This is a genomic window from Microbacterium sp. CCNWLW41 (genome assembly GCF_037083505.1).
In genome coordinates this window covers 788,014-813,970 of record NZ_JBAOJP010000002.1, presented here as the reverse complement: position 1 = coordinate 813,970, position 25,957 = coordinate 788,014, and the positions used below count along the sequence as shown (strand labels likewise).

At 73.2% G+C, this 25,957-nt stretch carries 27 protein-coding genes and 1 pseudogene; 12 read left to right on the top strand and 16 right to left on the bottom strand.

All coding sequences use genetic code 11. From position 1 onward, the window contains the following. The 6 genes and pseudogenes from V6R91_RS11655 to V6R91_RS11630 form a co-directional block, all read right to left on the bottom strand. Positions 1 to 433, bottom strand: a pseudogene (locus V6R91_RS11655) (cytochrome b/b6 domain-containing protein); the annotation flags it as partial. Between the two features lie 6 nt (positions 434 to 439). Then, complete coding sequence (locus V6R91_RS11650; RefSeq protein WP_336395520.1) at positions 440 to 1,414, bottom strand: electron transfer flavoprotein subunit alpha/FixB family protein; 975 nt, start codon at positions 1,412 to 1,414, stop codon at positions 440 to 442. Position 1,415: 1 nt separating this feature from the next. Next, positions 1,416 to 2,192 (bottom strand): electron transfer flavoprotein subunit beta/FixA family protein, encoded by a 777-nt coding sequence (locus tag V6R91_RS11645; protein ID WP_336395519.1) that lies wholly within the window; start codon positions 2,190 to 2,192, stop codon positions 1,416 to 1,418. 10 nt (positions 2,193 to 2,202) lie between these two features. Then, a complete protein-coding gene (locus V6R91_RS11640; RefSeq protein ID WP_271062178.1) occupies positions 2,203 to 3,168 on the bottom strand; it encodes an NAD-dependent epimerase/dehydratase family protein in 966 nt (321 codons plus the stop codon). Beyond that, the gene (locus V6R91_RS11635) at positions 3,165 to 3,986 is read right to left on the bottom strand and encodes a MaoC/PaaZ C-terminal domain-containing protein (RefSeq protein ID WP_336395518.1); all 822 of its coding nucleotides are present in this window, start codon (positions 3,984 to 3,986) and stop codon (positions 3,165 to 3,167) included. Before V6R91_RS11635 ends, V6R91_RS11640 begins: the two co-directional genes overlap by 4 nt. After that, positions 3,983 to 4,885: an SDR family oxidoreductase gene (locus tag V6R91_RS11630; RefSeq protein WP_271062176.1), complete on the bottom strand. Its 903-nt coding sequence runs from the start codon at positions 4,883 to 4,885 to the stop codon at positions 3,983 to 3,985. The genes V6R91_RS11635 and V6R91_RS11630 overlap by 4 nt, the downstream gene beginning before the upstream one ends. Before the next feature lie 119 nt (positions 4,886 to 5,004). Between V6R91_RS11630 and V6R91_RS11625 the strand changes: the two genes are divergently transcribed. Genes V6R91_RS11625 through V6R91_RS11610 form a run of 4 tightly spaced genes read left to right on the top strand, consistent with a single transcriptional unit; the run spans position 5,005 to position 8,436 of the window. Then, complete coding sequence (locus V6R91_RS11625; RefSeq protein WP_067242386.1) at positions 5,005 to 5,763, top strand: enoyl-CoA hydratase family protein; 759 nt, start codon at positions 5,005 to 5,007, stop codon at positions 5,761 to 5,763. Next, positions 5,760 to 6,623 carry a CoA transferase subunit A gene (locus V6R91_RS11620; protein WP_271062174.1) on the top strand — a complete coding sequence of 288 codons (864 nt, stop codon included), beginning with the start codon at positions 5,760 to 5,762 and terminating at the stop codon, positions 6,621 to 6,623. Before V6R91_RS11625 ends, V6R91_RS11620 begins: the two co-directional genes overlap by 4 nt. After that, a complete protein-coding gene (locus V6R91_RS11615; protein WP_271062173.1) occupies positions 6,620 to 7,369 on the top strand; it encodes a CoA-transferase subunit beta in 750 nt (249 codons plus the stop codon). Before V6R91_RS11620 ends, V6R91_RS11615 begins: the two co-directional genes overlap by 4 nt. Beyond that, entirely contained in the window at positions 7,366 to 8,436 is a 1,071-nt protein-coding gene (locus V6R91_RS11610) for an NAD(P)H-dependent flavin oxidoreductase (RefSeq protein ID WP_271062172.1), read from the top strand. The genes V6R91_RS11615 and V6R91_RS11610 overlap by 4 nt, the downstream gene beginning before the upstream one ends. A 65-nt stretch (positions 8,437 to 8,501) precedes the next feature. Here V6R91_RS11610 and V6R91_RS11605 read toward each other — a convergent pair whose 3' ends face one another. From V6R91_RS11605 to V6R91_RS11595, 3 genes are read right to left on the bottom strand one after another with little or no spacing between them, the layout of a single operon-like run. After that, on the bottom strand, positions 8,502 to 9,653 hold the full coding sequence (locus V6R91_RS11605) for an acetyl-CoA C-acetyltransferase (protein ID WP_336395517.1): 1,152 nt from the start codon (positions 9,651 to 9,653) through the stop codon (positions 8,502 to 8,504). Positions 9,654 to 9,691: 38 nt separating this feature from the next. Then, positions 9,692 to 10,501 carry an SDR family oxidoreductase gene (locus V6R91_RS11600; RefSeq protein ID WP_336395516.1) on the bottom strand — a complete coding sequence of 270 codons (810 nt, stop codon included), beginning with the start codon at positions 10,499 to 10,501 and terminating at the stop codon, positions 9,692 to 9,694. Then, positions 10,498 to 11,667: an acyl-CoA dehydrogenase family protein gene (locus V6R91_RS11595; RefSeq protein ID WP_271062311.1), complete on the bottom strand. Its 1,170-nt coding sequence runs from the start codon at positions 11,665 to 11,667 to the stop codon at positions 10,498 to 10,500. The genes V6R91_RS11600 and V6R91_RS11595 overlap by 4 nt, the downstream gene beginning before the upstream one ends. Before the next feature lie 132 nt (positions 11,668 to 11,799). On the opposite strand from V6R91_RS11595, the gene V6R91_RS11590 reads away from it, so the two are divergent. Genes V6R91_RS11590 through V6R91_RS11575 form a run of 4 tightly spaced genes read left to right on the top strand, consistent with a single transcriptional unit; the run spans position 11,800 to position 15,918 of the window. Beyond that, positions 11,800 to 12,654: an enoyl-CoA hydratase gene (locus V6R91_RS11590; RefSeq protein ID WP_336395515.1), complete on the top strand. Its 855-nt coding sequence runs from the start codon at positions 11,800 to 11,802 to the stop codon at positions 12,652 to 12,654. Continuing rightward, a complete protein-coding gene (locus V6R91_RS11585; RefSeq protein WP_271062309.1) occupies positions 12,651 to 13,829 on the top strand; it encodes an acyl-CoA dehydrogenase family protein in 1,179 nt (392 codons plus the stop codon). Before V6R91_RS11590 ends, V6R91_RS11585 begins: the two co-directional genes overlap by 4 nt. Then, positions 13,829 to 14,812 (top strand): acyl-CoA dehydrogenase, encoded by a 984-nt coding sequence (locus V6R91_RS11580; RefSeq protein ID WP_219086385.1) that lies wholly within the window; start codon positions 13,829 to 13,831, stop codon positions 14,810 to 14,812. The genes V6R91_RS11585 and V6R91_RS11580 overlap by 1 nt, the downstream gene beginning before the upstream one ends. After that, positions 14,809 to 15,918, top strand: coding sequence for an acyl-CoA dehydrogenase family protein (locus V6R91_RS11575; protein WP_336395514.1), 1,110 nt, complete (start codon positions 14,809 to 14,811; stop codon positions 15,916 to 15,918). The genes V6R91_RS11580 and V6R91_RS11575 overlap by 4 nt, the downstream gene beginning before the upstream one ends. A gap of 17 nt (positions 15,919 to 15,935) precedes the next feature. Here the strand turns inward: V6R91_RS11575 and V6R91_RS11570 are convergent, their stop codons facing one another. After that, positions 15,936 to 16,679 carry an SDR family NAD(P)-dependent oxidoreductase gene (locus tag V6R91_RS11570; protein WP_336395513.1) on the bottom strand — a complete coding sequence of 248 codons (744 nt, stop codon included), beginning with the start codon at positions 16,677 to 16,679 and terminating at the stop codon, positions 15,936 to 15,938. Between the two features lie 62 nt (positions 16,680 to 16,741). Between V6R91_RS11570 and V6R91_RS11565 the strand changes: the two genes are divergently transcribed. After that, entirely contained in the window at positions 16,742 to 17,182 is a 441-nt protein-coding gene (locus V6R91_RS11565; protein WP_067242420.1) for a VOC family protein, read from the top strand. On the opposite strand, the gene V6R91_RS11560 is transcribed toward V6R91_RS11565, so the two are convergent. Both V6R91_RS11560 and V6R91_RS11555 read right to left on the bottom strand, forming a co-directional pair. Next, on the bottom strand, positions 17,176 to 18,054 hold the full coding sequence (locus V6R91_RS11560; protein WP_336395512.1) for an aldo/keto reductase: 879 nt from the start codon (positions 18,052 to 18,054) through the stop codon (positions 17,176 to 17,178). The genes V6R91_RS11565 and V6R91_RS11560 overlap by 7 nt on opposite strands. Beyond that, entirely contained in the window at positions 18,051 to 18,773 is a 723-nt protein-coding gene (locus V6R91_RS11555) for an SDR family NAD(P)-dependent oxidoreductase (protein WP_336395511.1), read from the bottom strand. The genes V6R91_RS11560 and V6R91_RS11555 overlap by 4 nt, the downstream gene beginning before the upstream one ends. A gap of 98 nt (positions 18,774 to 18,871) precedes the next feature. Here V6R91_RS11555 and V6R91_RS11550 point away from each other — a divergent pair, with 98 nt between their 5' ends. Next, entirely contained in the window at positions 18,872 to 19,738 is an 867-nt protein-coding gene (locus tag V6R91_RS11550) for a CoA transferase subunit A (protein ID WP_271062303.1), read from the top strand. Next, positions 19,735 to 20,487: a CoA-transferase subunit beta gene (locus tag V6R91_RS11545; protein WP_336395510.1), complete on the top strand. Its 753-nt coding sequence runs from the start codon at positions 19,735 to 19,737 to the stop codon at positions 20,485 to 20,487. The genes V6R91_RS11550 and V6R91_RS11545 overlap by 4 nt, the downstream gene beginning before the upstream one ends. Positions 20,488 to 20,593: 106 nt before the next feature. Here the strand turns inward: V6R91_RS11545 and V6R91_RS11540 are convergent, their stop codons facing one another. Beyond that, positions 20,594 to 21,205 (bottom strand): TetR/AcrR family transcriptional regulator, encoded by a 612-nt coding sequence (locus tag V6R91_RS11540; protein WP_157517844.1) that lies wholly within the window; start codon positions 21,203 to 21,205, stop codon positions 20,594 to 20,596. 121 nt (positions 21,206 to 21,326) lie between these two features. On the opposite strand from V6R91_RS11540, the gene V6R91_RS11535 reads away from it, so the two are divergent. Then, positions 21,327 to 22,940: an AMP-binding protein gene (locus V6R91_RS11535; protein ID WP_336395509.1), complete on the top strand. Its 1,614-nt coding sequence runs from the start codon at positions 21,327 to 21,329 to the stop codon at positions 22,938 to 22,940. 18 nt (positions 22,941 to 22,958) lie between these two features. Here V6R91_RS11535 and V6R91_RS11530 read toward each other — a convergent pair whose 3' ends face one another. The 3 genes from V6R91_RS11530 to V6R91_RS11520 form a co-directional block, all read right to left on the bottom strand. Beyond that, positions 22,959 to 23,813 carry an SDR family NAD(P)-dependent oxidoreductase gene (locus V6R91_RS11530; RefSeq protein WP_336395508.1) on the bottom strand — a complete coding sequence of 285 codons (855 nt, stop codon included), beginning with the start codon at positions 23,811 to 23,813 and terminating at the stop codon, positions 22,959 to 22,961. After that, positions 23,813 to 25,033, bottom strand: coding sequence for an acetyl-CoA C-acetyltransferase (locus V6R91_RS11525; RefSeq protein WP_231819813.1), 1,221 nt, complete (start codon positions 25,031 to 25,033; stop codon positions 23,813 to 23,815). Before V6R91_RS11525 ends, V6R91_RS11530 begins: the two co-directional genes overlap by 1 nt. A gap of 75 nt (positions 25,034 to 25,108) precedes the next feature. Then, positions 25,109 to 25,894, bottom strand: coding sequence for an SDR family oxidoreductase (locus tag V6R91_RS11520; protein ID WP_336395507.1), 786 nt, complete (start codon positions 25,892 to 25,894; stop codon positions 25,109 to 25,111). Positions 25,895 to 25,957: the final 63 nt, after the last annotated feature.

The window sequence follows — 25,957 nt, the reverse complement described above, 5'->3', positions numbered from 1 at the left end:
CGGAAACGGACGCGGGCTCGGGTCGCGGGACCGCGGGCGCCTCGGCCTCGACCGCAGCCGCGGACGGCGCGGCCGCGCCGGTCGTCGCCGTGCTCCCGGCCGCAGCGGACGCGGGGGCGGGGACGGTGCCGGACGGAGGCCAGGGATCGCCGCCCGCCACCCGGGGCAGCCCCCGGCGCAGGCGTCCGGCGCCGTGCGCCGCCGGCGCGGACACGTCCCGCGTCTCGGCGGCGGGGGCCGGAGCGGTCTCGGCGGCGAGGGCCGCATCGGCCACCGGCGCCGTGTCTGCTGCGGGCACGTCGGGCGTCGACGGCTCGGCGGGCGACGGCCCCGCGGTGGGTTCGTCGTCGACGGCGGTGTCGGGCGCGGCACCCTCGGGGGGCCACGGATCGCCGCCTGCGGTGCGGGGCAGGCCTCTGCGCATCGTCGCCATGGCGGCCTACTTCCGCGCCCGCAGCGCCTCGATCACCTGCGGGACGACCGTGAAGAGGTCGCCGACGATGCCGAAGTCGGCGACGTCGAAGATCGGGGACTCGGGGTCCTTGTTGATCGCGACGATCGTCTTGGCCGTCTGCATGCCCGCTCGGTGCTGGATCGCGCCGGAGATCCCCAGGGCGATGTAGAGCTGCGGGGAGACCGAGACGCCGGTCTGCCCGACCTGGTGGGCGTAGGGGATGTATCCGGCGTCGACGGCCGCACGGGAGGCGCCGACCGCTCCGCCGAGCTCATCGGCGAGCTCCTCCACGAGCGAGAACGCCTCCTTCGACCCGAGTCCGCGCCCGCCCGAGACCACGACCTTCGCCCCGCGCAGCTCCGGGCGCGAGGACGTCGCCTCGACCGCCTGGATCTCCCCCGCCGACGCGGCGGGGGCGGCCGACGAGGTGACGTCGAGGGCCTCGACGCGCGCCTGCTTCGCCTCGGCCCTGGCCTCCACGGCCCCCTGGCGGATCGTGATGACCGTGACGCCGAAGGTCGGCGCGGAGTCGACGAGGAACGCCCCGCCGTACACCGAGTGGTGCGCGACGACGCCCTGGTCGTCGCGCGAGACGCCGATCGCGTCGACGGAGAGGGCCAGGCGCTCGCGGACGGCGAGACGGCCGGCGACGTCGCGCCCCGCGATCGAGTTCGACACGAGGACGGCGTCGGGGCGCACGGCCGTATAGGCGGCCTGCAGGGCGTCGACGATCGGGACGGTCAGAGCGGCGGCGTCGGCGTCCGCTGTCAGCACCACCTCGGCTCCGGCGGCCGCGGCGGCCTCGACCGCCGCCTGTGCGGTACCGGCCGGTGCCGCGACGAGGGCGACGGGCGCGCCGAGCGTCGCCGCTGCGCCCAGCAGGGCCGCGGTGCTCGGCGCCGCTTCTCCCGCGGGGGTCACGTCGACGAGGACGAGGATCGCATTCTCGGGGTATCCCATGTCACACCAGCCTGTTCTGCGCGAGGAACTCCACCAGCTGCGCGGCGGCGTCGCCCTTGTCCGTGATCTTCACACCGGCCGCCCGCGGCGGCTTCTCCGCGACCGCGGTCATGATCGTCTGCGGGGCCTCGGCCGGATCGACGCTCACGCCCAGGTCGGCGAGGCTCAGCACCTCCAGCGGCTTCTTCTTGGCCGCCATGATGCCCTTGAAGTTCGGGAAGCGCGCGTCCGGCAGCGCTTCGGTGATCGAGACGACCGCGGGCAGCGGCGCGGAGACCTCCTGCGCTCCGTAGTCCGTCACGCGGGTGCCGCTCACGGCGTCCGGGGAGATCGTCACCGCGCTCAGGGCGGTCAGCTGCGCGAAGCCGAGGTGCTCGGCCAGCATCGCCGGGAGCATCCCGCCCGAGCCGTCCGTGGAGAGGTTGCCGGTGAGAACGAGGTCCGGCTCGCCGCGGCGCACGACCGCCGCCAGGACCGCGGCGGTCACACCCAGGTCGGCGCCCCGCAGCTGCTCGTCGACGACGTGCACGGCGGATCCCGCGCCCATGGCCAAGGCCCGGCGCACGGAGGCCGTCGCGGACTCCGGCGCCATCGACACGGCGACGACCTCGGTGCCCGCATTCGCGTCGGCGTAGGACAGGGCGACCTCGAGCGCGCGCTCGGTGATCTCATCCAGCACCACGTCACCGGCGGCCCGATCGGCCAGGCCGGTGGTCAGATCCAGCTTGCGGTCCCCGTACGTGTCGGGGACCTCTTTCACCAGGACGAAGATCTTCATCGATTGCTCCTCACGCCTTCTCGATTCTATCCGGGCGGGGGTCCGCCCCCGACGCCGCCTCGTCCACCGCCCGCACGATCTCGCGCAGGGCCGAGGCCACGTCGTCGCGGCCGTATCCGAGCAGCCGCACCTCCGCCGGATCGGGTTCGTACGCGATGACCGCGCCGCGTCCCTGGACGATGAACCGATCCGGCTGGAAGGGGTGCTCCTCGTCCCGCTCCTCGATCACCCGATCGCTTCCGGCGGCATCCGCGAGGAGCTGGAAGTAGTCGCGGTAGGTGTGGTTCTCATCGCCGACGAGGTAGGCCGTGCCGGGCTCGCCGTGCGCCAGCGCGCCGCGCACGGCCTGGGACAACGAGCGCAGCGACATGTAGTTCGTGCCGCCAGGAGGCGCGAACAGCGGCGGCTCGGGCCGCTCGCCGCGCACCCAGGCGACCATGCGCGCGTACCCGCGCACGTCGCGTCCGGTCCGCATCCCGACGATCGACGGCGGGTTGACGGTGATCGCCGCGAACCCGTCCCCGGACAGCGCCCGCGTGCGCTCGTCCGCGAGCCTGCGCGCATGGACGTACGGGATCCGATCGGCCCACTCCGGGTGCAGCTGGTGATAGTAGCTCCCGATCTGCACGAGACGTCGGACGCCCGCCGCCTTGGCGGTCGCCGCGAACGCGGGCACGCCCGTGCTCTGCGTCCGCTCCCAGAACGCCTCGTCCTCGTGCTCGGCCCGCACGTGCCGGATGTCGTTGCCCGCGGCGAAGACCACGGCGTCGAAGCCCTCCAGCTCGCGGGCGCCCACGGACCCCGGCTCCCCCGCCCGCGCGGTGTAGTCGCCGACGAGGCGCGGCCCCGCCTCGCCCGGCACCGGGTCCGAGCCCGTCCGCGACAGCACGGCGACCTCGTCCCCGTCGGCGGCGAGGTCCGCGACGATCCGTCCGCCGATCATCCCCGTCCCACCGACGACGAGCACCCGGCTCATGCGAACACCGCCCGGCCGTCGGAGATCGCCGGCGCCGCGTCGCGGAGGACCTCGAACGCGCCGTCCGCGGCGCCCGCGTCCCGCAGCAGGAGGGCGTCGCCGGGGACGACCGGGCCGCTGAAGCGACCGGAGAGCGTGCGCAGGTCCGCCGGATGGGCGCCGCGCGCCTCGGCGAGGGCCCCTGCCGCGGTCGCGAGGGTGCACAGACCCTGCAGGATCGGGCGGGGCTGCCCGATCCGCGCGGAGGCGTCGGGATCGATGTGGATGTGGTGCCGGTCGCCGGTCAGCCGGTAGAGCGCGGCCTGCTCGGCGAAGGTGCGGACGACCCGCTCCTGAACCCATGTGCGCTCCTGGGGAGCCTCGCGCCCGGGTCCGCGGTCGCCGCCGAAGCCGCCGCGCCCGGGGGCGAAGATCGACCACGTCGCGGCGAACAGATCGCTCTCCACGATGACCTCGAACACGGCGGCGGAGCCCTTGTCCCAGACGGCGCCGACCCGCGCGGCAAGCCGGATCTCCCCCGCCCTCGGGAGCTCCCCCCGCACCTCCAGGCTCTGCGCCCCGTGCACGGACCGCGCGTCGAACGCCCCTTTGCCGGCCAGGACGTCCGGCGCCCACTGCGCCAGGGTGAGCCCGAAGGTGGGGAGCACCCGCAGCCGATCCTCGAACACCAGATCCAGCTGGTCAGCCCGCGCGCCCACGGCGAGGGCGTAGAGGATCGCGTCCCGCTCGTCGTAGCCGACGGTCCGCTCTCCGAGCGGCCGGCCCGCCCAGTCCCCCGCGGGCACGGTCCCCCGCTCGGGCGCCTCCGCCGCGCTCATGCGCCGTACACCGGCTCGGGCTCGGCGCCCTCGGCGACGAGCGCACGGACGACCTCGCCGAGCTCCTCGGCCCGCCAGCGTCGTCCCGCGTCCCGGAACGCACCATGGCGCCAGCCGTCCTCCAGGCAGATCCGTCCGCCCTCGATCTCGATCACCCGTCCCGTGACGTCGCAGTCGGCGCTGGCGAGCCAGGCGACGACCGGCGAGACGTTGGCCGGGTCCATCCGGTCGAAGCCGTCCGCCGGAGCCGCCATCGCGTCGGCGAAGGCGCCCTCCGTCATGCGGGTGCGGGCCGAGGGGGCGAGGGCGTTGACCCCCACGCCGTAGCGGGCGAGCTCGTGCGCGGCCACGAGGGTCAGCGACGCGATCCCGCCCTTGGCCGCCGAGTACGCCGCCTGCCCGACGCTGCCCTGGAGTCCCGCGCCGGAGGAGGTGTTGATCACGCGGGCCGTCGGCATGCGCCCCTCCTTGGCCTCCGTCCGCCAGTGGGCGGCGGCGTGGCGAAGCGGCGCGAAGTGCCCCTTCAGGTGGACGCGGATCACGGCGTCCCACTCGCTCTCCTCGGCGTTGACGAGCATGCGGTCCCGGACGAAGCCGGCGTTGTTGACCAGGATGTCCAGGCGCCCGAAGTCGGCGATCGCCTGATCGACGAGGCCCTTCGCCTGAGCGAAGTCCGCGACGTCCGCGCCGTTGACGACGGCCTCCCCGCCGTCGGCCCGGATGAGGTCGACGACCTCCTGCGCGGGCCCCGAGGAGGCGCCGTCGCCGTCGAGGGCCGTGCCGAGGTCGTTCACGACGACTCTCGCCCCCTGCCGGGCGAGCTCCAGGGCGTGCTCGCGCCCGATCCCGCGTCCTGCCCCGGTCACGATCGCGACGCGTCCGTCAAGGATTCCGGTCATGGGTGCTGCTCTCCTTCGAGTCCGCGTCGATGACGCCGTGGGTGTCGGTCGGCACCCACACTACCCACTCAACCAAGCAAGTGTTAGGGTGTTGAGCAAACGTTAGGTTAGGAACCTGGATGACACTCTCCGCAACGGTGCGCGACAACGGTGTACGCATCATCACGATGGCCTATCCCCCGGTCAACGCCCTCCCCGTCGCCGGGTGGTTCGACGTCGCCGCCGCCCTGCGGGAGGCGTCCGAGGACGACCGCACGCGGGTCGTGGTCCTCCGTGCCGAGGGCCGCGGCTTCAACGCCGGCGTCGACATCAAGGAGATGCAGAGGATCGAGGGCTTCCGCGGGATCCTCGGCGCGAACCGCGGCTGTTACGAGGCGTTCAAGGCCATCTACGAGTGCCGCGTCCCCGTCGTCTCCGCGGTCAACGGCTTCTGCCTGGGCGGCGGCGTGGGCCTCGTGGGCAACAGCGACGTGATCATCGCCGCGGACGACGCCTACTTCGGCGTTCCCGAGGTCGACCGCGGCGCCCTGGGCGCGGCGACCCACCTCGCGCGCCTGGTCCCGCACCACATGCTCCGGGCGATGTACTACACCAGCCGCACCGTGACGGCGAAGGAGCTCGCCGCGTTCGGCACCGTGACCGCCGTCGTGCCCCGCGAGGAGCTCGACGCCCAGGCGGTCGCCTTCGCCGACGAGATCGCCGCCAAGGACCCTCGCGTCATCCGCGCCGCGAAGGAGGCGCTCAACGGCATCGACCCGATCGACCCGAACCGCAGCTACCGCTTCGAGCAGGGATTCACCTTCGAGCTCAACCTGGCGGGCGTCGCCGACGAGCACCGCGACGAGTTCGTCGCGACAGGCGGGCCGCTGGAGACGTGAACGCCCTCCTCGCCCTCGACGACGTCGCCGCGCTCCTGCGCGACGGGATGACGATCGGGATCGGCGGCTGGGGATCGCGCCGCAAGCCGATGGCGCTGGTCCGTGCCGTGGTCCGATCCGGAGTCCGGGATCTGACGGTCGTGAGCTTCGGCGGACCGGACGTCGGGATCCTCTGCGCCACCGGGCAGGCCTCGACCGTCGTCCACGGCTTCGTCTCCCTGGACACCGTCGCGATCGATCCGCACTTCGCCGCGCGCCGGCAGCGCGGGGAGGTCCGCAGCGTCGAGCTGGACGAGGGGATGCTCGTCGCCGGGCTCCGCGCGGCCTCGCGCCGTCTCCCGTTCGAGGCGACGCGGGCCGGCGCCGGATCCGACGCCGTGCTCCGGAACCCGGACATCCGCACGATCACCTCGCCCTACGCCGACGGGGAGGTCCTCGTCGCCATGCCCGCGGTGCCGCTCGATCTGGCCCTGGTGCACCTGGATCGGGCGGACGAGCACGGCACCGCCGTGGTTCTCGGCCCGGACGCGCACTTCGACGACCTCTTCGCCCGCGCGGCCGCCCGCACGGTCGCCTCGGTGGAGGAGGTCGTGCCGACGTCCGCGCTGCTGACCGGCGCCGGGCACACGGCCACCGTCCTGAACCGCACCGAGATCGATCGGGTCGTTCCGTGCCCCGGGGGCGCCGGGTTCACCGCGCACCCGCCGTTCGCCCCGCGCGACGAGGCCCTGCAGGGCGCGTACGTCGCCGCGGCCGCCTCGCCCGAGGCGTGGGACGACTTCCGCCGGTCTTTCGTCGACGTCGACGAGGCGACCTATCGCGCCGAGGTCGCGCGGTTCCACGCGGAGGCCCGGGCGTGAACGCCTCGCGGGCCGAGGTCGCCGTCGCGGCGTGCAGCGACCTGCTCCGCGGCGCCGGGGCGATCCTGGCCAGCCCCACCGGCGTCATCCCGACCATCGGCGCGCGCCTGGCCCGCCTCACCCATGCGCCCCGGCTGCTGCTCAGCGACGGCGAGGCCACCCTCTACGCCGACACCCCCGCGATCGACGAGCCGTTCCAGGAGCCCGAGGCCCCGCTGCCGTACCGGGAGCTCTTCGAGCTCATCGCCCGAGGACGACGCCACGTCATCATGGGCGCCGCCCAGCTCGACCGGTTCGGGAATCAGAACCTCTCCGCGATCGGGGAGCGCGACCGGCCCGCCCGGCAGCTCCTCGGCGCCCGCGCGGCGGCGACGAACACCGCCAACCACGCCACCAGCTACTGGATCGCGCGGCATGCCCCGCGGGTCTTCGTCCCTGCCGTCGACGTCGTCACCGGCGTCGGGCGCGCCCGGGCCGTGGCCGAGGGCTCCGACCGCTTCCACGACGTCCGGCGCGTGGTGACCGACCTCGCCGTGCTGGACTTCTCCGGCCCCGGAGACTCCCTGACGCTGGTCAGCGTGCACCCCGGCGTGACCGTCGCCGAGGTGAAGGCGGCCACCGGCTTCTCCCTCCACGTTCCGGACGACGCCGGAACCACCCGCGTGCCCGACGCCGAGGAGCTCCGCCTCATCCGCGAACGCCTCGATCCCCGGCGCCTCAGAGACAGAGAGGTCCCCTCCCCATGAGCACTCCCCCGATGATCTCCACCGCGCTCACCCGGCTCACCGGCGTCGACCACCCGATCGTGCAGACCGGCATGGGCTGGGTCGCCGGGGCGCGCCTCGTCAGCGCGACAGCGCGAGCGGGCGCGCTGGGCATCCTCGCCTCGGCGACCATGTCCTTCGCCGAGCTGGAGCGGGCGATCCGGGAGGTGAAGGAGCGCACCGACCGTCCCTTCGGGGTGAATCTGCGCGCGGACGCCGGGGACGCCGAGGAGCGCATCGACCTCCTCATCCGGCACGGGGTCGCGGTGGCGAGCTTCGCGCTCGCGCCGCGCCAGGAGCTCATCGCGAAGCTGAAGGACCACGGCATCGTCGTGATCCCGTCGATCGGCGCCGTCCGTCACGCCGAGAAGGTGGCGTCGTGGGGCGCGGACGCCGTGATGGTCCAGGGCGGGGAAGGCGGCGGGCACACCGGCGCCGTGCCCACTTCGCTGCTGCTGCCCTCCGTGGTCTCGGCGGTCGACATCCCGGTGATCGCCGCGGGCGGATTCCACGACGGGCGCGGCCTCGCCGCGGCGCTCGCCTACGGCGCCGTCGGCGTCGGCATGGGGACGCGCTTCCTGCTGACGAGCGACAGCGCCGTGCCCGAGGCGATCAAGCGGCGCTATCTGGAGTTCGGACTGGACGGGACGATCGTGACGACCAAGGCCGACGGGATGCCGCACCGGCTCCTGCGCACGGAGTACGTCGAGGGGCTCGAGCGCACGGGCGCGATCGGCCGACTGCTGCCGACCCTGCGCCGGTCGCTCGAGTTCAAGCGGATGTCCGGCCTGAGCTGGTTGGGCCTGGCGAAGGACGCACTGTCCATGAAGAAGGCGACCGGGCGGTCGTGGGCGCAGATGACGCAGGCGGCGAACACGCCGATGCTGCTCAAGGCGGGGCTCGTCGACGGCGACACCGGAGCGGGCATGCTCGCCTCGGGGCAGGTCGTCGGCCTGATCGACGACCTGCCGAGCTGCGAGGAGCTCGTCGACCGGGTCGTCCGCGACGCCGCTGCCCACCTCCGCGCCGCCGCCGCCCACCTCCTCTGACGTCGAGTGGTCAGTTTCTGCGGGTTCGGCGGCCGTGAACCCACAGAAACTGACCACTCGACGGCTCAGAGGCGCTCGATGATCGTCACGTTGGCGACGCCGCCGCCCTCGCACATCGTCTGCAGGCCGTAGCGCCCGCCGGTGCGCTCGAGCTCGTTCAGCAGCGTGGTCATCAGACGTGCGCCGGTCGCCCCGATCGGGTGGCCGAGAGCGATGCCTCCGCCGTTGACGTTGACCCTGCCGTGGTCGACGTTCAGCTCGTCCATCCAGGCGAGCACGACCGACGCGAAGGCCTCGTTCGTCTCGAACAGGTCGATGTCGTCCACGGTCATCCCGGCGCGCTCTAGCGCATACCGGGTCGCCGGGATCGGGGCCGTCAGCATCCACACCGGATCCGCGCCGCGCACGGACAGGTGATGGATCCGCGCGCGCGGCGTGAGCCCGTGGTCGGCGACCGCCTGCTCGGAGGCGATGAGGACCGCCGCCGCCGCGTCGGAGATCTGCGACGCCACGGCCGCCGTGATCCGGCCGCCGTCGACGAGCGTGGGGAGCGCCGCCATGCGCTCCAGCGAGGTCTCCCGCCGGGGGCCCTCGTCCGTGGCGATCCCGTCGAGGGGCGCGATCTCGCCGGCGAAGCGTCCGTCGTCGATCGCGGCGATCGCGCGGTGGTGGCTCGCGAGCGCGAACTCCTCCATCCGCTCGCGCGTGATCCCCCAGTGCGCGGCGATCATCTCGGCCGCGCGGAACTGCGAGACCTCCTGGTCGCCGTACCGCGCCCGCCAGCCGGGGGACTCGGCGAACGGCGTCGTGAAGCCGTAGGCGGCGCCGGCGGCCATCGCGGCGGAGATGGGGATCGCTGACATGTTCTGCAGGCCCCCGGCGACGACGAGGTCGTTCGTGCCGCTCATCACCGCCTGGGCGGCGAAATGGATCGCCTGCTGGCTCGACCCGCACTGCCGGTCGACCGTCACGCCCGGGACGTGGTCGGGGAGCCCCGCGACGAGCCATGCCGTCCGGGCGATGTTGCCGGCCTGGGAGCCGAGGGTGTCGGTGCAGCCCATGATGACGTCGTCGACGGCCCCCGGGTCGATCCCGGTGCGTTCGACGAGCGCACCGATGGCGTGGGCGCCGAGGTCGGCGGAGTGCACGCCGGCGAGCGCGCCGCCGCGCTTGCCGACCGGGGTGCGGACCGCGTCGACGATGTAGGCAGTGCTCATGGGGGGATCCTTCGTGATGGACGGACGGGGGACGGCGGTCAGGCGTGCTGACTGGAGACGGACACGACCTCGCCGGTCATGTAGGAGGAGTAGTCGCTGGCGAGGAAGACCATCACGTTGGCCACCTCCCACGGCTCCGCGGCGCGCCCGAAGGCCTCACGCGCCTTCAGCGCCTCCAGGTGCTCGGGGGTGGTCACCTTCTCCAGGAAGGGGTGCATGGCCAGGCTCGGGGAGACGGCGTTGACGCGGATGCCGTGGGCGGCGAGATCCATCGCGGCCGAGCGGGTGAGTGCCATGACCCCCGCCTTGGCCGCGGCGTAGTGGGCCTGGTCCTGCTGAGCCCGCCAGCCGATCACCGAGGCGTTGTTCACGATGACGCCCTGCGTTCCGGCCGCGACCATGCGGCGTCCGGCCGCCCGGATGCAGCGGAACGTGCCGGTGAGACTGATGTCCAGCACCCGCGACCACTGCTCGTCGGTCATGTCGAGGATCGAGACGGAGCCGCCGAGCCCGGCGTTGTTGATGAGGACGTCGAGGGGCCCGCCTTCCTCCGCCGCGTCCAAGAGGTCGGCGATCTGCTCCTCGTCGGTGACGTCGCAGGACACCGTGCGCACGCGCTCCTCGCCGAACCGGGCGCTGAGCTCGACGCGGGCCTCCTCCAGCCGCCCGGCGTGGGTGTCGCCCAGCACGACGAGCGCGGCCCCCTCCTCCAGGCACCGGATCGCGGCGGCGGAGCCGATGCCCGCACCCGCCGCGGCGGTGACGACGACCCGTCGTCCTTCGAGGAGACCGTGGCCGGGGACGTACTCCGGCGCGCTCGTGACGGGACGGTGCGGGATGCTGCTCATGGTCGTGCCTCTCGGGGAAGGCCGAGCACGCGCTCGGCGATGACGTTGCGCTGGATCTCGTCGGACCCGCCGTAGATGGTGTCGGCGCGGCTGAACAGGAAGAGGGTCTGCAGATCGTCCAGGATGTAGGGCGGCTCGGAGACGGTCAGGGCGTCGGGGCCGGCGACGGCCATCGCGAGCTCCCCCAGCGCGCGATGCCAGCCCGACCACAGGAGCTTCGTCACGGACGCGTCGTGCCCCTGTTCTCCCCCGAGGGTGCGGAGGGCATGGAGGCGGATGACCTCCAGGCCCATCCGGGCCTGGACCAGGCGGTCGCGCAGCAGAGGGTCGTTCGCGGCGCCGTTGCGCTCGGCGAGCGCGACGACCTCGTCGAACTCGCGGCGGAAGGCGATCTGCTGCGCGAGCGTGGACACGCCGCGCTCGAATCCGAGCGTGGACATCGCGACGGCGAACCCCTCGCCCTCGGCACCGACGACGAGGCCCGCCTCCGTGACGGCGTCGTCGAAGAAGACCTCGTTGAACTCGCTGGTGCCGGTGAGCTGCAGGATCGGGCGCACGTCGACACCGGGCTGGTCCATGGGGACGAGCAGATAGGACAGGCCCCGGTGGCGGGACGACCCCGCCTCGGTCCGGGCGATGACGAAGCACCACTGCGCGTGCTGCGCGAGCGACGTCCACACCTTCTGCCCGTTGACGACCCAGCGGTCCCCGTCCCGCACGGCGCGCGTCGAGACCGCCGCGAGGTCGGAGCCGGCGCCCGGCTCGGAGTACCCCTGGCACCACAGCTCCTCGACGCCGACGATCCTCGGCAGGAACCGGGCCTGCTGCTCCGGTGTGCCGTGCGCGATGAGCGTGGGGCCGAGCAGCTCCTCGCCGAGGTGGTTCACCCGGGCCGGCGCGTTCGAGCGCGCGTACTCCTCATGGAAGATGACCTGCTGGGCGAGGCTCAGCCCGCGTCCGCCGTGCTCGACCGGCCAGCCGACGCAGGTCCACCCGGCCGCCGCCATGTGCCGGTTCCACTCCAGCCGCTCCTCGAACATCTCGTGCTCGCGGCCGGATCCGCCGCGACCGCGCAGGTCGGCGAAGCGTCCGGTCAGGTTCTCCTCGAGCCATCCTCGGATCTCGGCCCGGAACTCCGCGTCCTGCGCGGTGTCTGTCCCATCCACCCTGTCCTCCTCATCGAGACGTCGTGGCCAGCGGCACGGTGTTCCCGTATAGTATCAAGAAACCAAGCATTTGTTTGGTTCCTGTCCGGGCAGCCGCACGGACCGCCGCCGACGTTCAAGGAGGAACGGGTCATGAGCACCGACGAACACGACCCCGTCGTGACCTACGAGGTCCGCGGCGAGGTCGCGGTCATCCGCCTCAACCGGCCGCGCTACCGCAACGCGCAGAACTCGAAGGTGACCTACGCCCTCGACGCCGCGTTCGTCCGCGCCGTGGACGACGACGACGTCAAGGCCATCGTGCTCGGCGGCAACGGGGATCACTTCTGCGCCGGGCACGACATCGGCACCCCGGAGCGCGACATCGACCAGAGCTTCGAGCGCCGGGCCGTCATCTGGTGGGACCACGTCGGCGCCGAGGGCGTGGACTCCCGGTTCGCGCGCGAGTCCGAGGTGTACCTGGGCATGTGCCGCCGGTGGCGGGAGATCCCGAAACCCGTGATCGCCATGGTGCAGGGGGCCTGCATCGCGGGCGGGCTGATGCTCGCCTGGTCGTGCGACTTCATCGTCGCCTCTGCGGACGCGTTCTTCCAGGATCCGGTCGTGACCATGGGGATCCCCGGCGTCGAGTTCTTCGCGCACCCCTGGGTGACGAACCCGCGCGCCGCGAAGGAGATGCTGTACACCGGCGACCGGATGAGCGCCGACCGCGCGTACGAGCTCGGCATGGTCAACCACGTCGTGCCGCGCGAGGAGCTCGAGGGGCGGACGCTGGCGATCGCGGAGCGGATCGCCCGCATGCCGCGCCTGGGCCTCGCGCTGACCAAGAAGGCGGTGAACCAGGCGGAGGATCTGCAGGGGATGCGCGCCGGGATGGACTCCGTCTTCGGGCTGCATCACGCCGCCCACGCGCACAACGCCGAGGTCGGCGGGGACTCGCTCGCCGGTGTCACCGCGCGCACGATCCGCGACGGGGAGAAGGCATGAACCTCGATCTCACACCGGAGCAGGAGGCGTTCGCCGCCGAGGCGCGCGCCTGGCTGCGCGCGCACGTCCCGCCCGCACCGCTGCCGTCGATGGACACCGCCGAGGGCTTCGCGGCCCACCGCGCGTGGGAGGCGACCCTCGCCTCGGGCGGCTGGTCGGTCGTCGCATGGCCCGAGGAGTACAACGGGCGCGGGACCGGGCTGGTCGAGTGGGTGCTCTTCGAGGAGGAGTACTACCGGGCCGGGGCGCCGACCCGCGTCGCGCAGAACGGGATCTCCCTGCTGGCCCCGATCCTCTTCGAGCACGGCACACCGGCGCAGCGCGAGCGGTATCTGCGCCCCATGACCGACGGCTCCCTCATCTGGGCGCAGGCCTGGTCCGAGCCCGGCGCCGGCAGCGACCTCGCCGCGATCCGCAGCACCGCGCGGCGCGACGAGGAACGCGGCGGCTGGGTGCTGAACGGCCAGAAGATCTGGAGCTCGCGGGCGGCGTGGGCGGACCGCGGGTTCGGCCTGTTCCGCTCGGACCCCGAGGCGCAGCGCCACCGCGGGCTGACCTACTTCCTGTTCCCCCTGGACGCGGACGGGATCACCGTCCGGCCGATCGAGCAGCTGGACGGCGGCACGGGCTTCGCCGAGATCTTCTTCGACGACGTCTTCGTGCCCGATGACGACGTGCTCGGGGCCCCGGGGGACGGGTGGCGGGTGGCGATGAGCACCGCAGGCAACGAGCGAGGGCTGTCACTGCGCGCCCCAGGGCGCTTCCTCGCCGCCGCCGACCGGCTGATCGACCTGTACGACGACCGCGCGGCGTCCGCGTCGCCGACGAGCCGCGACGACGTGGTCGACGCCTGGATCGGCGCCGAGGCGTACCGGCTGTTCACCTGGCGCACGGTCAGCGCGATGCTCGACGGCGTCGAGGTGGGTGCGGAGGGCAGCATGAACAAGGTGTTCTGGTCCGAGCTCGATCTGCACATCCAGCAGACGGGTCTGGATCTGCTCGGCGCCGAGGCGGAGCTGCGCGGCGCGGGCGCCGTCGACGACGGGCGCTGGGCCGAGGACTATCTGTTCGCGCTGGCCGGGCCGATCTACGCGGGCACCAACGAGGTGCAGCGCAACATCATCGCGGAGCGGATCCTCGGGCTCCCGCGCGGCGGAGACGGAAGGCGGTCCTGATGCGTCTGCTCACCACGGAGGAACAGGACGCGGTCGCCGCGGCGATCGACGACGTCGTCGAGGCCGCCGGAGGGGCGGACGTCGCGCAGAGCTGGGCCGCCGGCGACCTCTCCGCCGGGCTCGCACTGTGGGCGCAGTTCGCGGAGCTGGGCCTCACGGGTCTGCGCGTGCCCGAGACGGAAGGGGGCTTCGGCGGTGGCCTGGACGACCTCGTCGTGGTCTTCGAACGCCTGGGCTTCCACGGGGTCCCCGGGCCCTACGTCGAGACCGTCGCACTGCTGCCGCGCCTGATCTCCGAGGCGGACCGCGCCGCGCTCGTCGGCGGGGCCGTGGCGACCGCCGCCGTGTCCGGCCTCTCGCCGTTCGCGCCCGACCCGGACGCGGCGACGCTGCGGTACGTGGTCGACGGCGACCGCATCGCCCCGGCGACGCTGGAGCGGACGGGGCAGTCCCTGGCCCCCACCCGTCGGCTGGGCGTCCTCGCCGCCGACGGAGAAGGACGGGCGATCGCGCCGGATGCGCGCGCCTCCGCCGAGCGCGAGGCCGTGCTCGCCGCCTCCGCCGTGCTGCTCGGCGCCGGCGAGCGCCTCCTTCGGGAGGCGGTGCAGTACGCCGGCGTGCGCGAGCAGTTCGGGCGCCCGATCGGCGAGTTCCAGGCGCTCAAGCATCAGCTCGCCGACGTGCGGGTCGCGCTGAGCTTCGCCCGGCCGCTGCTGTGGAACGCGGCGCTCACGGCCGACACCGGCACGGGCGACCGGGACAGCTCGGCCGCGAAGATCGCCGCGTCCGAGGCGGCGACCCGCGCGGCCCGCGTCGCCCTGCAGGTGCACGGCGCGATCGGCTACACGGCCGAGCACCCGCTGCGGATCTGGCTCGGGCTCGTCCCCGCGCTGTCCCGCGTCTGGGGCACGCCCGCCCAGCACCGCGCCCGCGTCGCCGGTGCGATCCTGTCCGACGGCTCGAGCGCGAGGGAGCGAGCATGAACTTCACCGTCACCGAGGAGCAGGAGGAGCTGATCGAGCTCGTCCGCGCGGTCCTCGCACAGCGCTCGGACGACCGCGCGATGCGGGCGGCGCTCGAGAGCGACGCGGGATACGACACCGAGCTCTGGCGGGTGCTGTGCACGGAGATCGGCGCCGCCTCGCTCGCGATCCCGGAGGAGGCCGGCGGGGCCGGGTTCTCCACGTTCGAGACGCACCTCGTGCTCGAGGAGCTCGGTCGCGGTCTCACGCCCTCCCCCTACCTCGGCTCCGTGGCGATCACGGCGCAGGCCATCCTCGCGACGCACGATGACGAGGCGGCGGCGCGTCTGCTGCCCGGCCTCGCGGAGGGCACGAGCATCGGCGCGCTCGGCTGGGCGGCGCCGGACGGCCGGTGGGGCCCCGAGCGTGTCGCGGTCACGGCGACCCCCGGCGAGCCCTGGCGAGTGACCGGCCGGATCCCGCTGGTGCTCGAGGGCGCGACGGCGGACGTCCTCGTCGTCATCGCGAACACCGCCGACGGCGCCCGCCTCTTCGAGCTCCTGGAGCCGGGCACGGTCCGCCGGGACGTCACCCCCGCCGTGGACCCCGGGCTGCGTGTCGCGACCCTGCACCTCGAGGACGTCGCCGCCCGCCCGCTCGGCGACGGCGCGCCGGACGTGCTCCCACTCGTCCTCGACCACGCCCTGACCGCCGTCAGCGCCCTGCAGAGCGGCACCGCCGCCCGGGCGTTGGCGAGCACCCTCGCGTACGTCGGGCAGCGCGTGCAGTTCGGGCGGCCCATCGGCTCCTTCCAGGCGGTCAAGCACCGGTTGGCCGATCTGCACGTCCGGGTCGAGACCGCCGCGACGACGACCAGAGCGGCCGCGCGTGCGGTCGCGGACGGATCCGCCGAGCGCACGCCGCTCGCCCGGCTCGCCAAGGCCTGGTGCAGCGAGACCCTCGACGCCGTCGCCGCCGAGATGATCCAGCTGCACGGCGGCATCGCGATCACCTGGGAGCACGACGCCCACTTCGTGTTCAAGCGCGCGCACGCACTGGGGCAGCTCTTCGGGACCGCGGCCGAGCAGCGGGCGCGGGCGGCGGACTGGGCGCTGCAGCCCGCATGATCCGCCGCCGCGCCGGCTCAGGCCGTCACGCCGCCGTCGATGACGAAGTCCTGCCCGGTGCAGTAGCTGCTGGCGTCGCTCGCGAGGAACGCCACGAGGTTCGACACCTCCTCCGGGCGGCCGGCACGCGGGATCGGGATGCCCGCGATGAAACCGACCCCCGCGCGCGTGTCCTCGCTGATCATGGGCGTGTCGACCGCCCCGGGACAGATGGAGTTGACCCGGATCCCGTGGACCCCGAGCTCCCGCGCCGCGGAGCGGGTGATGCCGCGGAGCGCGAACTTCGACGCGGAATACGCGACGCGGTCCGCGTAGCCGGTCAGACCCGCCGTCGAGGAGACGTTCACGATCGATCCGCCCCTCGCCTTCATCAGGGGCAGCATCGCCTGGATCCCCAGCATCGGACCGATCGCGTTCACATCCATGGTGAGCCGGATCGTCCGCTCCTCGGCGTCCTCCAGCGGACCCGTCGGACAGTAGCCGGCGTTGTTGACGAGCACGTCCACCCGGCCGAACGCCCGACGGGCGGCCTCCGCCACCGCGTCCCAGTCGGCGCGCGAGGAGACGTCGTGGGCGAGGCCGATCGCGCGGTCGCCGAGAGCGTCCGCGACCCCGGCGACCGCGGCCTCGTCCAGGTCGGTGAGGACGAGCCGGGCGCCGAGCCCGTGCAGGAGCCGGGCGTGTGCGCGCCCCTGGCCGCCGGCGGCGCCGGTGAGCACGACGACCGTGTCGTCGAGGCGGATGAGAGGGGTTGTCGTCATGACGGTCCTTCCGTGAGGGATGGTGGGTGGGCGGGTCGGCGCCCCGGGAGGGAGGAGCGCCCGTGACACGGCTGCATCACATCGGGATCACGGTGAGCGACACCGAGCGGAGCGTGGAGTTCTACCGGGCCCTGGGCGCCGTCGACGTCGTCCGCCCCCGGGAGAAGAGCGGTCCGGCGGTCGAGGCGGCCACGGGATACCCAGGCATCCGGATCCTGCTCACGTTCCTGGGCTTCGGCGACGGCGGCACGGTGATCGAGCTGGCCGAGTACCGGGGCGGCGGCTCCCGGCGCGTCGATCCCGACAACGGCAGCATCGGCGCGGCGCACCCCGCCCTGCTCGTGGATGACATCGACGAGCGTCTGCGCCGCGTCGCGGACCTCGGATACCGCGCCCTGTCCGCGCCGATGACGGCGACCGACGGGCCGATGGAGGGGTTCCGGTACGTCTACGTCCTGGGCCCGGACGACGTCCGCGTGGAGCTCCTCGAAGAGCCTCACTGAGTCCGCTCCCCGACACCGCCCGCGAGCTCGGCGCGCTCGGCCTCCTCCAGGACCAGGTCCGTTGCGGCCGCGGAGTCGCGCACGCTCTCCGGGCGGCTCGCGCCCGGCACCGGGATCATCCGGTCGGAGAGGGTCAGGAGCCATGCGAGCGCGACCCGCTGCACGCTCACCCCGCGGCGCTCGGCGACGCGACGGAAGGCGGGCGCCGCGTCCGCGAGTCCCTTCGCGGCCCTCATCCCGCCGAGCGCCCCCCAGGCGAGGAACGCCAGCCCCCGCCGTTCGCAGGCGCGGAGCACCGCGTGGCTGTCCCGGCTCAGCGGAGAGTACTCGTTCTGCACGCTGACCAGCGCGTCTCCGAGCACGTCCTGGGCGATGTCGAGCTGCGCCTCGTCCACGTTCGAGACGCCCACCCGCATCACGAGCCCTTCGTCCACGAGCCGGCGCAGCGCCCCCATCGAGTCCGCGTATGGCACCTTCGGGTCCGGTCGGTGGTGCTGGTACAGCGGCAGCGCCGGCAGACCCAACCGGCGCAGGGACGCCCGCGCGGCCGCGGCGAGATGCTCCGGCGATCCGTCGATCCACCAGGTGGCGTTCGGTCCCCGCGTGTGCCCGCCCTTCGTGGCGATGACGACGCGGTCGACGGCTCCGGGCACCGCGCGCAGGGCCCGCACCAGGGCGGTCTCGTTCACGCCCATGTCGCCCGTCGGACCGTAGCTGTCGGCGGTGTCGAACAGGGTGACGCCCGCGTCCAGGGCCGCGTGGACCGCACGGACGCCGCGTGCGCGGTCCGTCTCCCGGGTCTGCGTCATCGTCATGGCGCCGAAGCCGACCGCCGAGACGCGCAGGTCCCCCAGGGCGCGGGTCGGGATCATTTCCCCGCCGCCGTCCATCCGCCGTCCACGGGAAGGCACTGCCCGTAGACGTGCGTGGCGTCGCAGAGCATCCACACGATCGCCTCCGCGATCTCCTCCGGCCGTGCCAGCCGACCCCGGGGCGTACGCGCCTCGGCCGCCGTGAGGTCGTAGCCGGTCCGCTCCAGGTCCTCGACCATGGGGGTGCGGGTGTGACCCGGGGCGATGGCGTTGACGCGGACGCCGCTCGGCGCCCATTCGATCGCCAGGTTCTCCATCAGCTGACGTTCGGCGGCCTTGGCCGTGCCGTAGTCCGCCTGGTTCGCCCATCCCCGGTAGGCCGTCGTGGACGACACCATGACGATCGACGCGGGAAGACCGCCGAGTCGGCGGACGACGGCGCGGGACACGGCCAGGGCCCCGATGACGTGGACCTCGTACTGCCCCCGCATGGCGTCCAGAGCGATGTCCAGCGCGGGGACGTACGCGCCGCGGATGCCGTGGCACAGGACCACGCCGGTGACCGGCTCTTCGGCCGCGCACGCGGCGACCGCGGCGTCGACGGCGCCCTCGTCGCTGACGTCCACCCGGACGGAAGGCACGTCGTCGGCGACGGACGGCACCAGGTCGAAGACGGTCACCCTGCCGCCCCGCGCGAGGAGCCGCTCGACGACCGCGGCGCCGATGCCGCTCGCCCCTCCGGTCACGATCGTGTGCCCGGGTCCGGTGGCTTCCCTCACGACGTCCTCCTCGACCTGTCCGCGAGACGCCATGCTAGCGTAGGGACCAAACAAGCGCTAGGTTTGCGCTGTTCGCAGAGTCGCGGAGAAGGAGCACTATGGCCGACAAACGGACCAGCCTGGATGAGGCCGTCGCCTCGATCCGGAGCGGGATGACGGTGGGCATCGGCGGATGGGGATCCCGGCGCAAGCCGATGGCCCTCGTCCGCGCCCTGCTGCGCACGGACGCGACGGATCTGACCGTCGTCGCCTTCGGCGGGCCCGACGTAGGCCTGCTCGCCGCCGCCGGACGCATCCGCAAGCTCGTCTACGGCTTCGTCTCGCTGGACAGCATCCCCCTGGACCCGCTGTTCACGCGGGCCCGCGAGGAGGGCGCGTTCGAGGTCGAGGAGTACGACGAGGGCATGTTCGTCGCCGGCCTCCGGGCCGCCGGGCAGCGGGTTGACTTCCAGCCGATCCTCGCCGGGCTCGGCTCCGATGTGCTGCCGGCGAACCCGCGACTGAAGACCATCCGTTCCCCGTACTCCGAGGAGCAGTACGTCGCCATGCCCGCGCTGCCCCTCGACGTCGCGCTCGTGCACATGAACCGCGCGGACGCCGCCGGCAACAGCCAGTACCTGGGCCCTGACCCGTACTTCGACGACCTCTTCGCGATGGCGGCGCAGCGCACCATCGTGTCCGCGGAGAAGATCGTCCCCACCGAGAGCCTGCTCGACGAGGCCTCCTTCCACACCCTGCTGTTCAGCCGGATGTACGTCGACGCCGTCGTCGAGGCTCCGCGCGGCGCGCACTTCACGACCTGCGAGCCCGACTATCCCCGCGACGAGGCGTTCCAGCGGGAGTACGCCGCCGCGGCGAAGGACTCCGACGCCTGGGCCGCCTTCGCCCGGACCTACCTCGACACCGACGACGCCGGATACCACGCCGCCGTCGCCCGCTTCCACGCCGCTCAGGGAGAGTCATGACCGCGCCCGCCACCCTCGCCGAGATCTGCGTCGCCGCCTGCGCAGACACCTACCGTTCGTCCGGCGAGGTGCTCGCCCACGCCGTGGGCACCATCCCGACCATCGGCGCCCGGCTCGCCCGGCGCACCTCCGCGCCGGACATCGTGCTGACCGACGGCGAGGCCTTCCTTATGAGCGACCCGCCGCCGCTCGGGCGCAGCGCGGCCGGCGGCGGCACCATCGAGGGATGGGCCCCGTTCGGCCGGATCTTCGAGATCCTCGCGACGGGGCGACGGCAGAGCATGATGGGCGCCAGCCAGATCGATCGGTACGGGAACCAGAACATCTCCCTCATCGGCGACTGGGATCGCCCGAAGCGCCAGCTCATCGGGGTCCGCGGCGCCCCCGGCAACACCGCGAACCACCGCGTCGACTACTGGGTGTCGAGGCACAGCCCGCGGGTCTTCGTCGGCGCGGTCGACATGGTCTCCGGCGTGGGGAACGACCGCGCCCGAGACGCCGGACTGCGCTTCCATCGTCTCGGCGTGATCGTGACGAACCTGGCGGTCCTCGACTACGACGAGGAGGGACGCGTCCGGGTCCGCTCGATCCACCCCGGCGTCGATCCGCAGGCGGTCGCCGACGCCACGGGCTTCCCCCTCGACGTCTCCGCCGCGGCGACCACGCGTCTGCCCGATGCGGAGGAGCTTCGCCTCATCCGTGAGGAGCTCGACCCCCGCGGAGCCCGCACCCGCGAGGTCCCCGACTGATCCGTCCGGTCGTGGGGGGGGGGGGGGGCCCCCCCCGGGCCCCCCCCCCCCCCGCCCCCCCCCCCCCCCCGGCGGGGGGGGGGGGGGGCGCCCCCCCCCCCACGGCTCAGTCCACGAGGAGGCCGCCGTGCAGCAGGTCGAGGTAGTTCTCGGTCAGGCTCGCCGCCGTGTGCGTGCCGCTGGGTCGGTACCAGGCCACCGTCGACCACACCGAGTCGCGGATGAAACGGTAGGCGATCGGGGCGTCGAGGGTGTCGCGGAAGACGCCCTGACGCTGCCCCTCCCGGATCTGGCCGAGCCACAGCGACTCGATCTGGAGGCTGTTCTCCTTGACGAACTCGAAGCCCGGCTGGGTGGCGAGGAAGCTCGACTCGTTCTGGTAGAGGCCCACCGCGTCGGGCTTGCTGACCACCGTCTCGAAGGCGTGCTCGATGAGGCGGTCCAGCGTCTCCCGGGGACCCGACGACTCGGCGACGATCTGCTCGAAGCGCCCGTACAGGTCGGTCATGAAGGTGCGCAGGATCTCCTGGAGGATCGCCTCCTTCGAGGAGAAGTGATGATAGAGACTGCCGGAGAGGATCCCGGCCTCGTCGGCGATGTCGCGCACGGTCGTCGCCGAGTAGCCGCGCTGGGAGATCAGATGGGCGGCGATGGACAGGATCTGCTCTCTCCGCTCGGAGCTCTGCTCGCCTCGCGTGGTCCGCGGGTTCATCGCCATGGCTTCTCCTTCTGGGGGTGCCGGGAGTATTTCACAACAAGCGCTTGTTCAATAGTGCACCATCGCAGGCCGGAACACGCGCTCCGAGAGAGGTTTTCTTATGGTATGGGAAGGACCCCGCATGACCGTTTCTGACACCGACACCGTTCCGGCGCTGCTCCGGGAGAAGGCGGAGCTGGGCGCGCATCCGGCGATCGTCGACGCAGGCCGCGTCATCACTTACGGGGAGCTGCCCGCCCGCGTCGCGGAGGTGTCCCGCGCCTACCTCGCCGCGGGCGTCCTCCCCGGTGACCGTGTGGGGCTCTGGGCGCCCAACCGGGCCGAGTTCATCCTCGCGATGCTCGGCGCGCAGGCCATCGGCATCGCGGTCGTCCCCCTGAACAGCCGCTACACCGGCCACGAGGCCGCGACCATCCTGGCCCGCGCCCGGGCGACGGCGATCGTGCTCACGGACGGCTTCCTCGGCCGGTCGATGTCGACCATGCTGCGCGACGCGGCCGCCGAGCTCGGCGCCGACGGGACGGTCGTCCCCGGGCTCCCGCACCTCCGCGCGGTCGTGACGATGGACGAGGGGACCGGTCCCGTGCTCTCCTGGTCGCGGTTCCTCTCCGCCGGAGAGGGCGTCCCCCTGGCCCGCGTGGAGGAGGCCGCGGGCGCCGTGACCGCCGACACCGTGATGGACGTGCTGTTCACCTCGGGGACCACGGGGGTGCCGAAGGGCGTGATGAGCGCGCACCGGCAGACCCTCGGCGTCGCCCGCTCCTGGGCCAAGGGCGCGTTCCTCACTCCGGAGGACCGGTACGCCGTGGTCAATCCGTTCTTCCACGGCTTCGGCTACAAGGCGGGGATGATCACGTCCCTGATGGCGGGGACCACGATCTACCCGGTGGCGGTCTTCGACGCCGATGCGCTGCTGGAGCTCATCCAGCGCGAGCGCATCACTGTGCTTCCCGGGGTGCCGACGCACTTCACCTCCCTCATCGACCACCCGCGCCTGCGGGAGTACGACCTGTCCTCCCTCCGCTTCGCCATCGCCGGTGCGACGGCGGCGCCGGAGACGCTGTTCCGGGACATGGTGGACAAGCTCGGGTTCCGCACCGTGGCGCAGGCCTACGGCCTGACCGAGTGCATCGTCGCGACGCTCTCGCGCCCCGGCGAGTCCCTCGAGCACGCCTCGCAGACCACGGGCCCGGCCGTGGAAGGGGTCGAGATCCGCGTCGTCGACCCGGAGGGCCGCGACGTCGGCGTGGACGAGGACGGCGAGATCCTGCTGCGCGGGGACTCCGTGATGCTCGGCTACTTCGAGGACGAGGCCGCCACCCGCGCCGTGGTCGACGAGGACGGCTGGTTCCACACCGGGGATGTCGGGCGCCTGGACGAGCACGGCTGCCTGAAGATCACCGACCGCCTGAAGGACATGTTCATCGTCGGCGGCTTCAACGTCTACCCCGCGGAGGTGGAGAACGTGCTCCGCCAGCACCCCGCCGTCAACGAGTCCGCCGTCATCGGCGTGGACGACGCGCGCCTGGGCACCGTCGGGCGCGCCTACGTGCTGCTGCTGCAGAACGCCGGCGAGGAGGTCCCGCTCCCCGACGCCGCGGATCTGGAGGCGTTCTGCCGGTCCCGCCTGGCGAACTTCAAGGTGCCCAGGGAGTTCGTCTTCGTCGACGAGTTCCCGCGCAACGCCACCGGCAAGATCCTCAAGCCCGAGCTCCGCGCGCGCGGCGCGGCCTGAGCCCGCCGGCGACGGCGCTCACCCGACGCGGACGGGACGCGGCGCGGCCTGCATCCCGACGGGGGTGAGCCAGTCGCCGAGCGGACCGTCGAAGGCGGCCGCGATGGCGGCGGCGTCCCACTCCTCGGCCGTCTGCAGGGCGTTCGGCGCCGGCGGGGCAATGAGTCCGAGATGACGCCCGTCGAAGCGGACGATCTGCCCGTTCAACCGCTGCGAGCGCGGGCTGAGCAGGTACACGACCAGGGGCGCCACCGCGCCGGGGGCCGGTCCCGGGGGGACCGAGCCGTCCGGGTTGAGCGCGGACATGGCCGTCTGCGCCAGCGGCGAGACGGCGTTGACGCGCACCCCGTCCGGCGCCTCCAGCGCCCACCCGTAGGTGAGCCCCATCACCGCGCCCTTGGTCGCCCCGTACAGGGAGAGGCCGGGGTACCCCTGCAGGGCGCCGGACACCACGTTCACGATCGTCCCGCCCCCGTGGGTGGCGAAGTGGCGGAGCGCCGCCACCCCGCAGTGGATCACGCCCGCGACGTTCACGTCCAGCGTGTCCGTCACCGTGGCGGCGTCCTGCCCCACCGCCGCGCCCGCACTGAGGACGCCGGCGTTGTTCACCAGGCCGTCCATGCGCCCGAATTCGTGGACGCAACGTTCCACGAGCGCGACCCCCGTGGCCGGATCCGCCACGGAGGCGGCGACGGCGATCGCGGCCCCGCCGACGCCGCGGATGACCGCGGCGGCGTCCTGGGCCGCGTCCCGGTCGAGATCGCAGACCACGACGGCCGCACCGGCATCCGCGGCCGCGGCGGCGTACGCCCGCCCGAGGCCGCGCCCGGCGCCGGTGACGACGACGGCGCGGCCCTCGAGCAGGCCGGGCATCAGCTCAGCCGCTCCAGCACCATCGCCATGCCCTGACCGCCCGCGACGCACATGGTCTCGACGGCGAACTGCTCGTCGCGCTCCTGCAGGGCGTGGATCGCCGTCGTCGTGATGCGCGCGCCGGTCATGCCGAACGGGTGCCCCAGGGCGATCGCCCCGCCGTTGACGTTGACCCGGTCCGCGTCGATCCCGATGTCGTCGATCGAGGGCAGGACCTGGGCGGCGAAGGCCTCGTTGATCTCGAGGATGTCGATGTCGCCGATCGTCATGCCCGCGTGCCCGAGGGCCCGCCGCACCGCCTCGACCGGCCCGAGCCCCATGATCTCCGGCGAGAGCGCGGACACCCCGGTGGAGACGATCCGCGCGAGCGGGGTGAGACCGAGCTCCGCCGCGCGTGTGTCGCTCATCACGACCAGCGCGGCCGCGCCGTCGTTGAGCGGGCAGCAGTTCGCCGCGGTGACCGTCCCGTGCGGGCGGAAGACGGGCTGCAGCCCGCCGATCCCCTCCAGCGTCACACCGGCGCGGGGCCCGTCGTCGGCGGAGACCACGGACCCGTCGGCGAGCGTCACCGGCGTGATGTCCCGCTCCCAGAATCCACGGGCGGCGGCGGCCTCGGCGCGATTCTGGCTCAGCACCGCCCACTCGTCCTGCGCCCGCCGGGACACGCCCCGGAAGCTCGCGACGTTCTCCGCCGTCTCCCCCATCGCGATGTAGATGTCCGGCAGCTCGCCGCGCGTGCGCGGGTCCGACCAGACGAACGAGGGGTCGGCCGCCTCGGCCGCGACGCGCTCGGCGGCCGCCGCGAAGCGCGGGTGTTTCGTGTCGGGCATCCCGTCCGACTTGCCGAGCCCGAAGCGCGACACCGCCTCCACTCCGGCGGAGAGGAAGACGTCGCCCTCCCCCGCCTTGATCGCGTGGAACGCCATGCGGGTGGTCTGCAGGGAGGACGAGCAGTACCGGTGCACCGTCGTGCCGGGCAGCGCGTCCAGGCCGAGCTGCAGCGCCACGATGCGGGCGAGGTTGTACCCCTGCTCTCCGGCAGGCTGCGCACAGCCCAGCATCAGATCCTCGATCTCCGCCGGGTCCAGCTCCGGGACGGCGTCCAGGGCGGCCCGGACGATCTGCACGGCCAGGTCGTCGGGCCGCGTGTCCTTGAGGCTCCCCTTGTACGCGCGCCCGATGGGCGAGCGGACGGCGGAAACGATGACGGCTTCGGTCATGGGGCTCTCCTTGTGTGTTCCGGATCGTGTGCTCCGGATGCCCGGAGGGACGAGGTCGCGTCGTGCCGACGCGGGTCAGGCGGGCAGGATGTCGCCCGCGTTCGGGGTGTGGGCCAGGAACGCCGGCCACTCGCCTCCGCCGTCGACGTCGAGCACGGCGCCGGTGACGTGGGCGGACAGGGGGGAGGCGAGCATCAGGCAGGCGGCGCCGATCTCGGCCGGCTCCGCGAGACGGCCCCGGGGGATGGTGCGGGCCACGGCCGCGTACTGCGACGCGTCGCCGTAGTGGTCCACCGCCGCCTCCGTCGCGACGAGTCCGCAGCTCACCGCGTTGACCCGCACGTCGGGGGCCCACTCGACCGCGAGGCTCGCGGTGAGGCTCTCCAGCGCCGCCTTCGCCGCGCCGTACACCGCCGTGCCGGGACTCGGGCGACGGGCGCTGATGGAGGTGATGTTGATCACCGAGCCCTGGGCGTCCCGCAGGGCGGGCAGAGCGGATCGCGCGGCGAAGGCCGCGGAGAGGAAGTTGAGCTCGGTGATGGCGCGCAGATACCGCGGAGAGCCGGCCTCGAAGCGGCCGAACGGAGACCCCCCGGCGTTGTTCACGAGGACGTCGAGGCGGCCGCGACGGGAGAGGATGTCCTGGATCCAGGCGTCGACCTGGTCGGCGTCGCGGACGTCGGCGGAGCCGAACGTCGCCTCGGCGCCCCCGCCGGACGGCAGAGCGTCCGGGGTCGTCCGCCCGCAGATCTCGACGGTCGCCCCGGCCTCGAGGAAGCTCTCCGCGATGCCTCGGCCCACGCCGCGCGCCCCTCCGGTGACGGCGACGACCCGTCCTGTGAAGTCGATCGACACGCCCATGTGCCCTCCTCCGATCCGCGTGCGCGGCGACGCCGTCGTCCGCACCCTGGCCACGCTACCAAA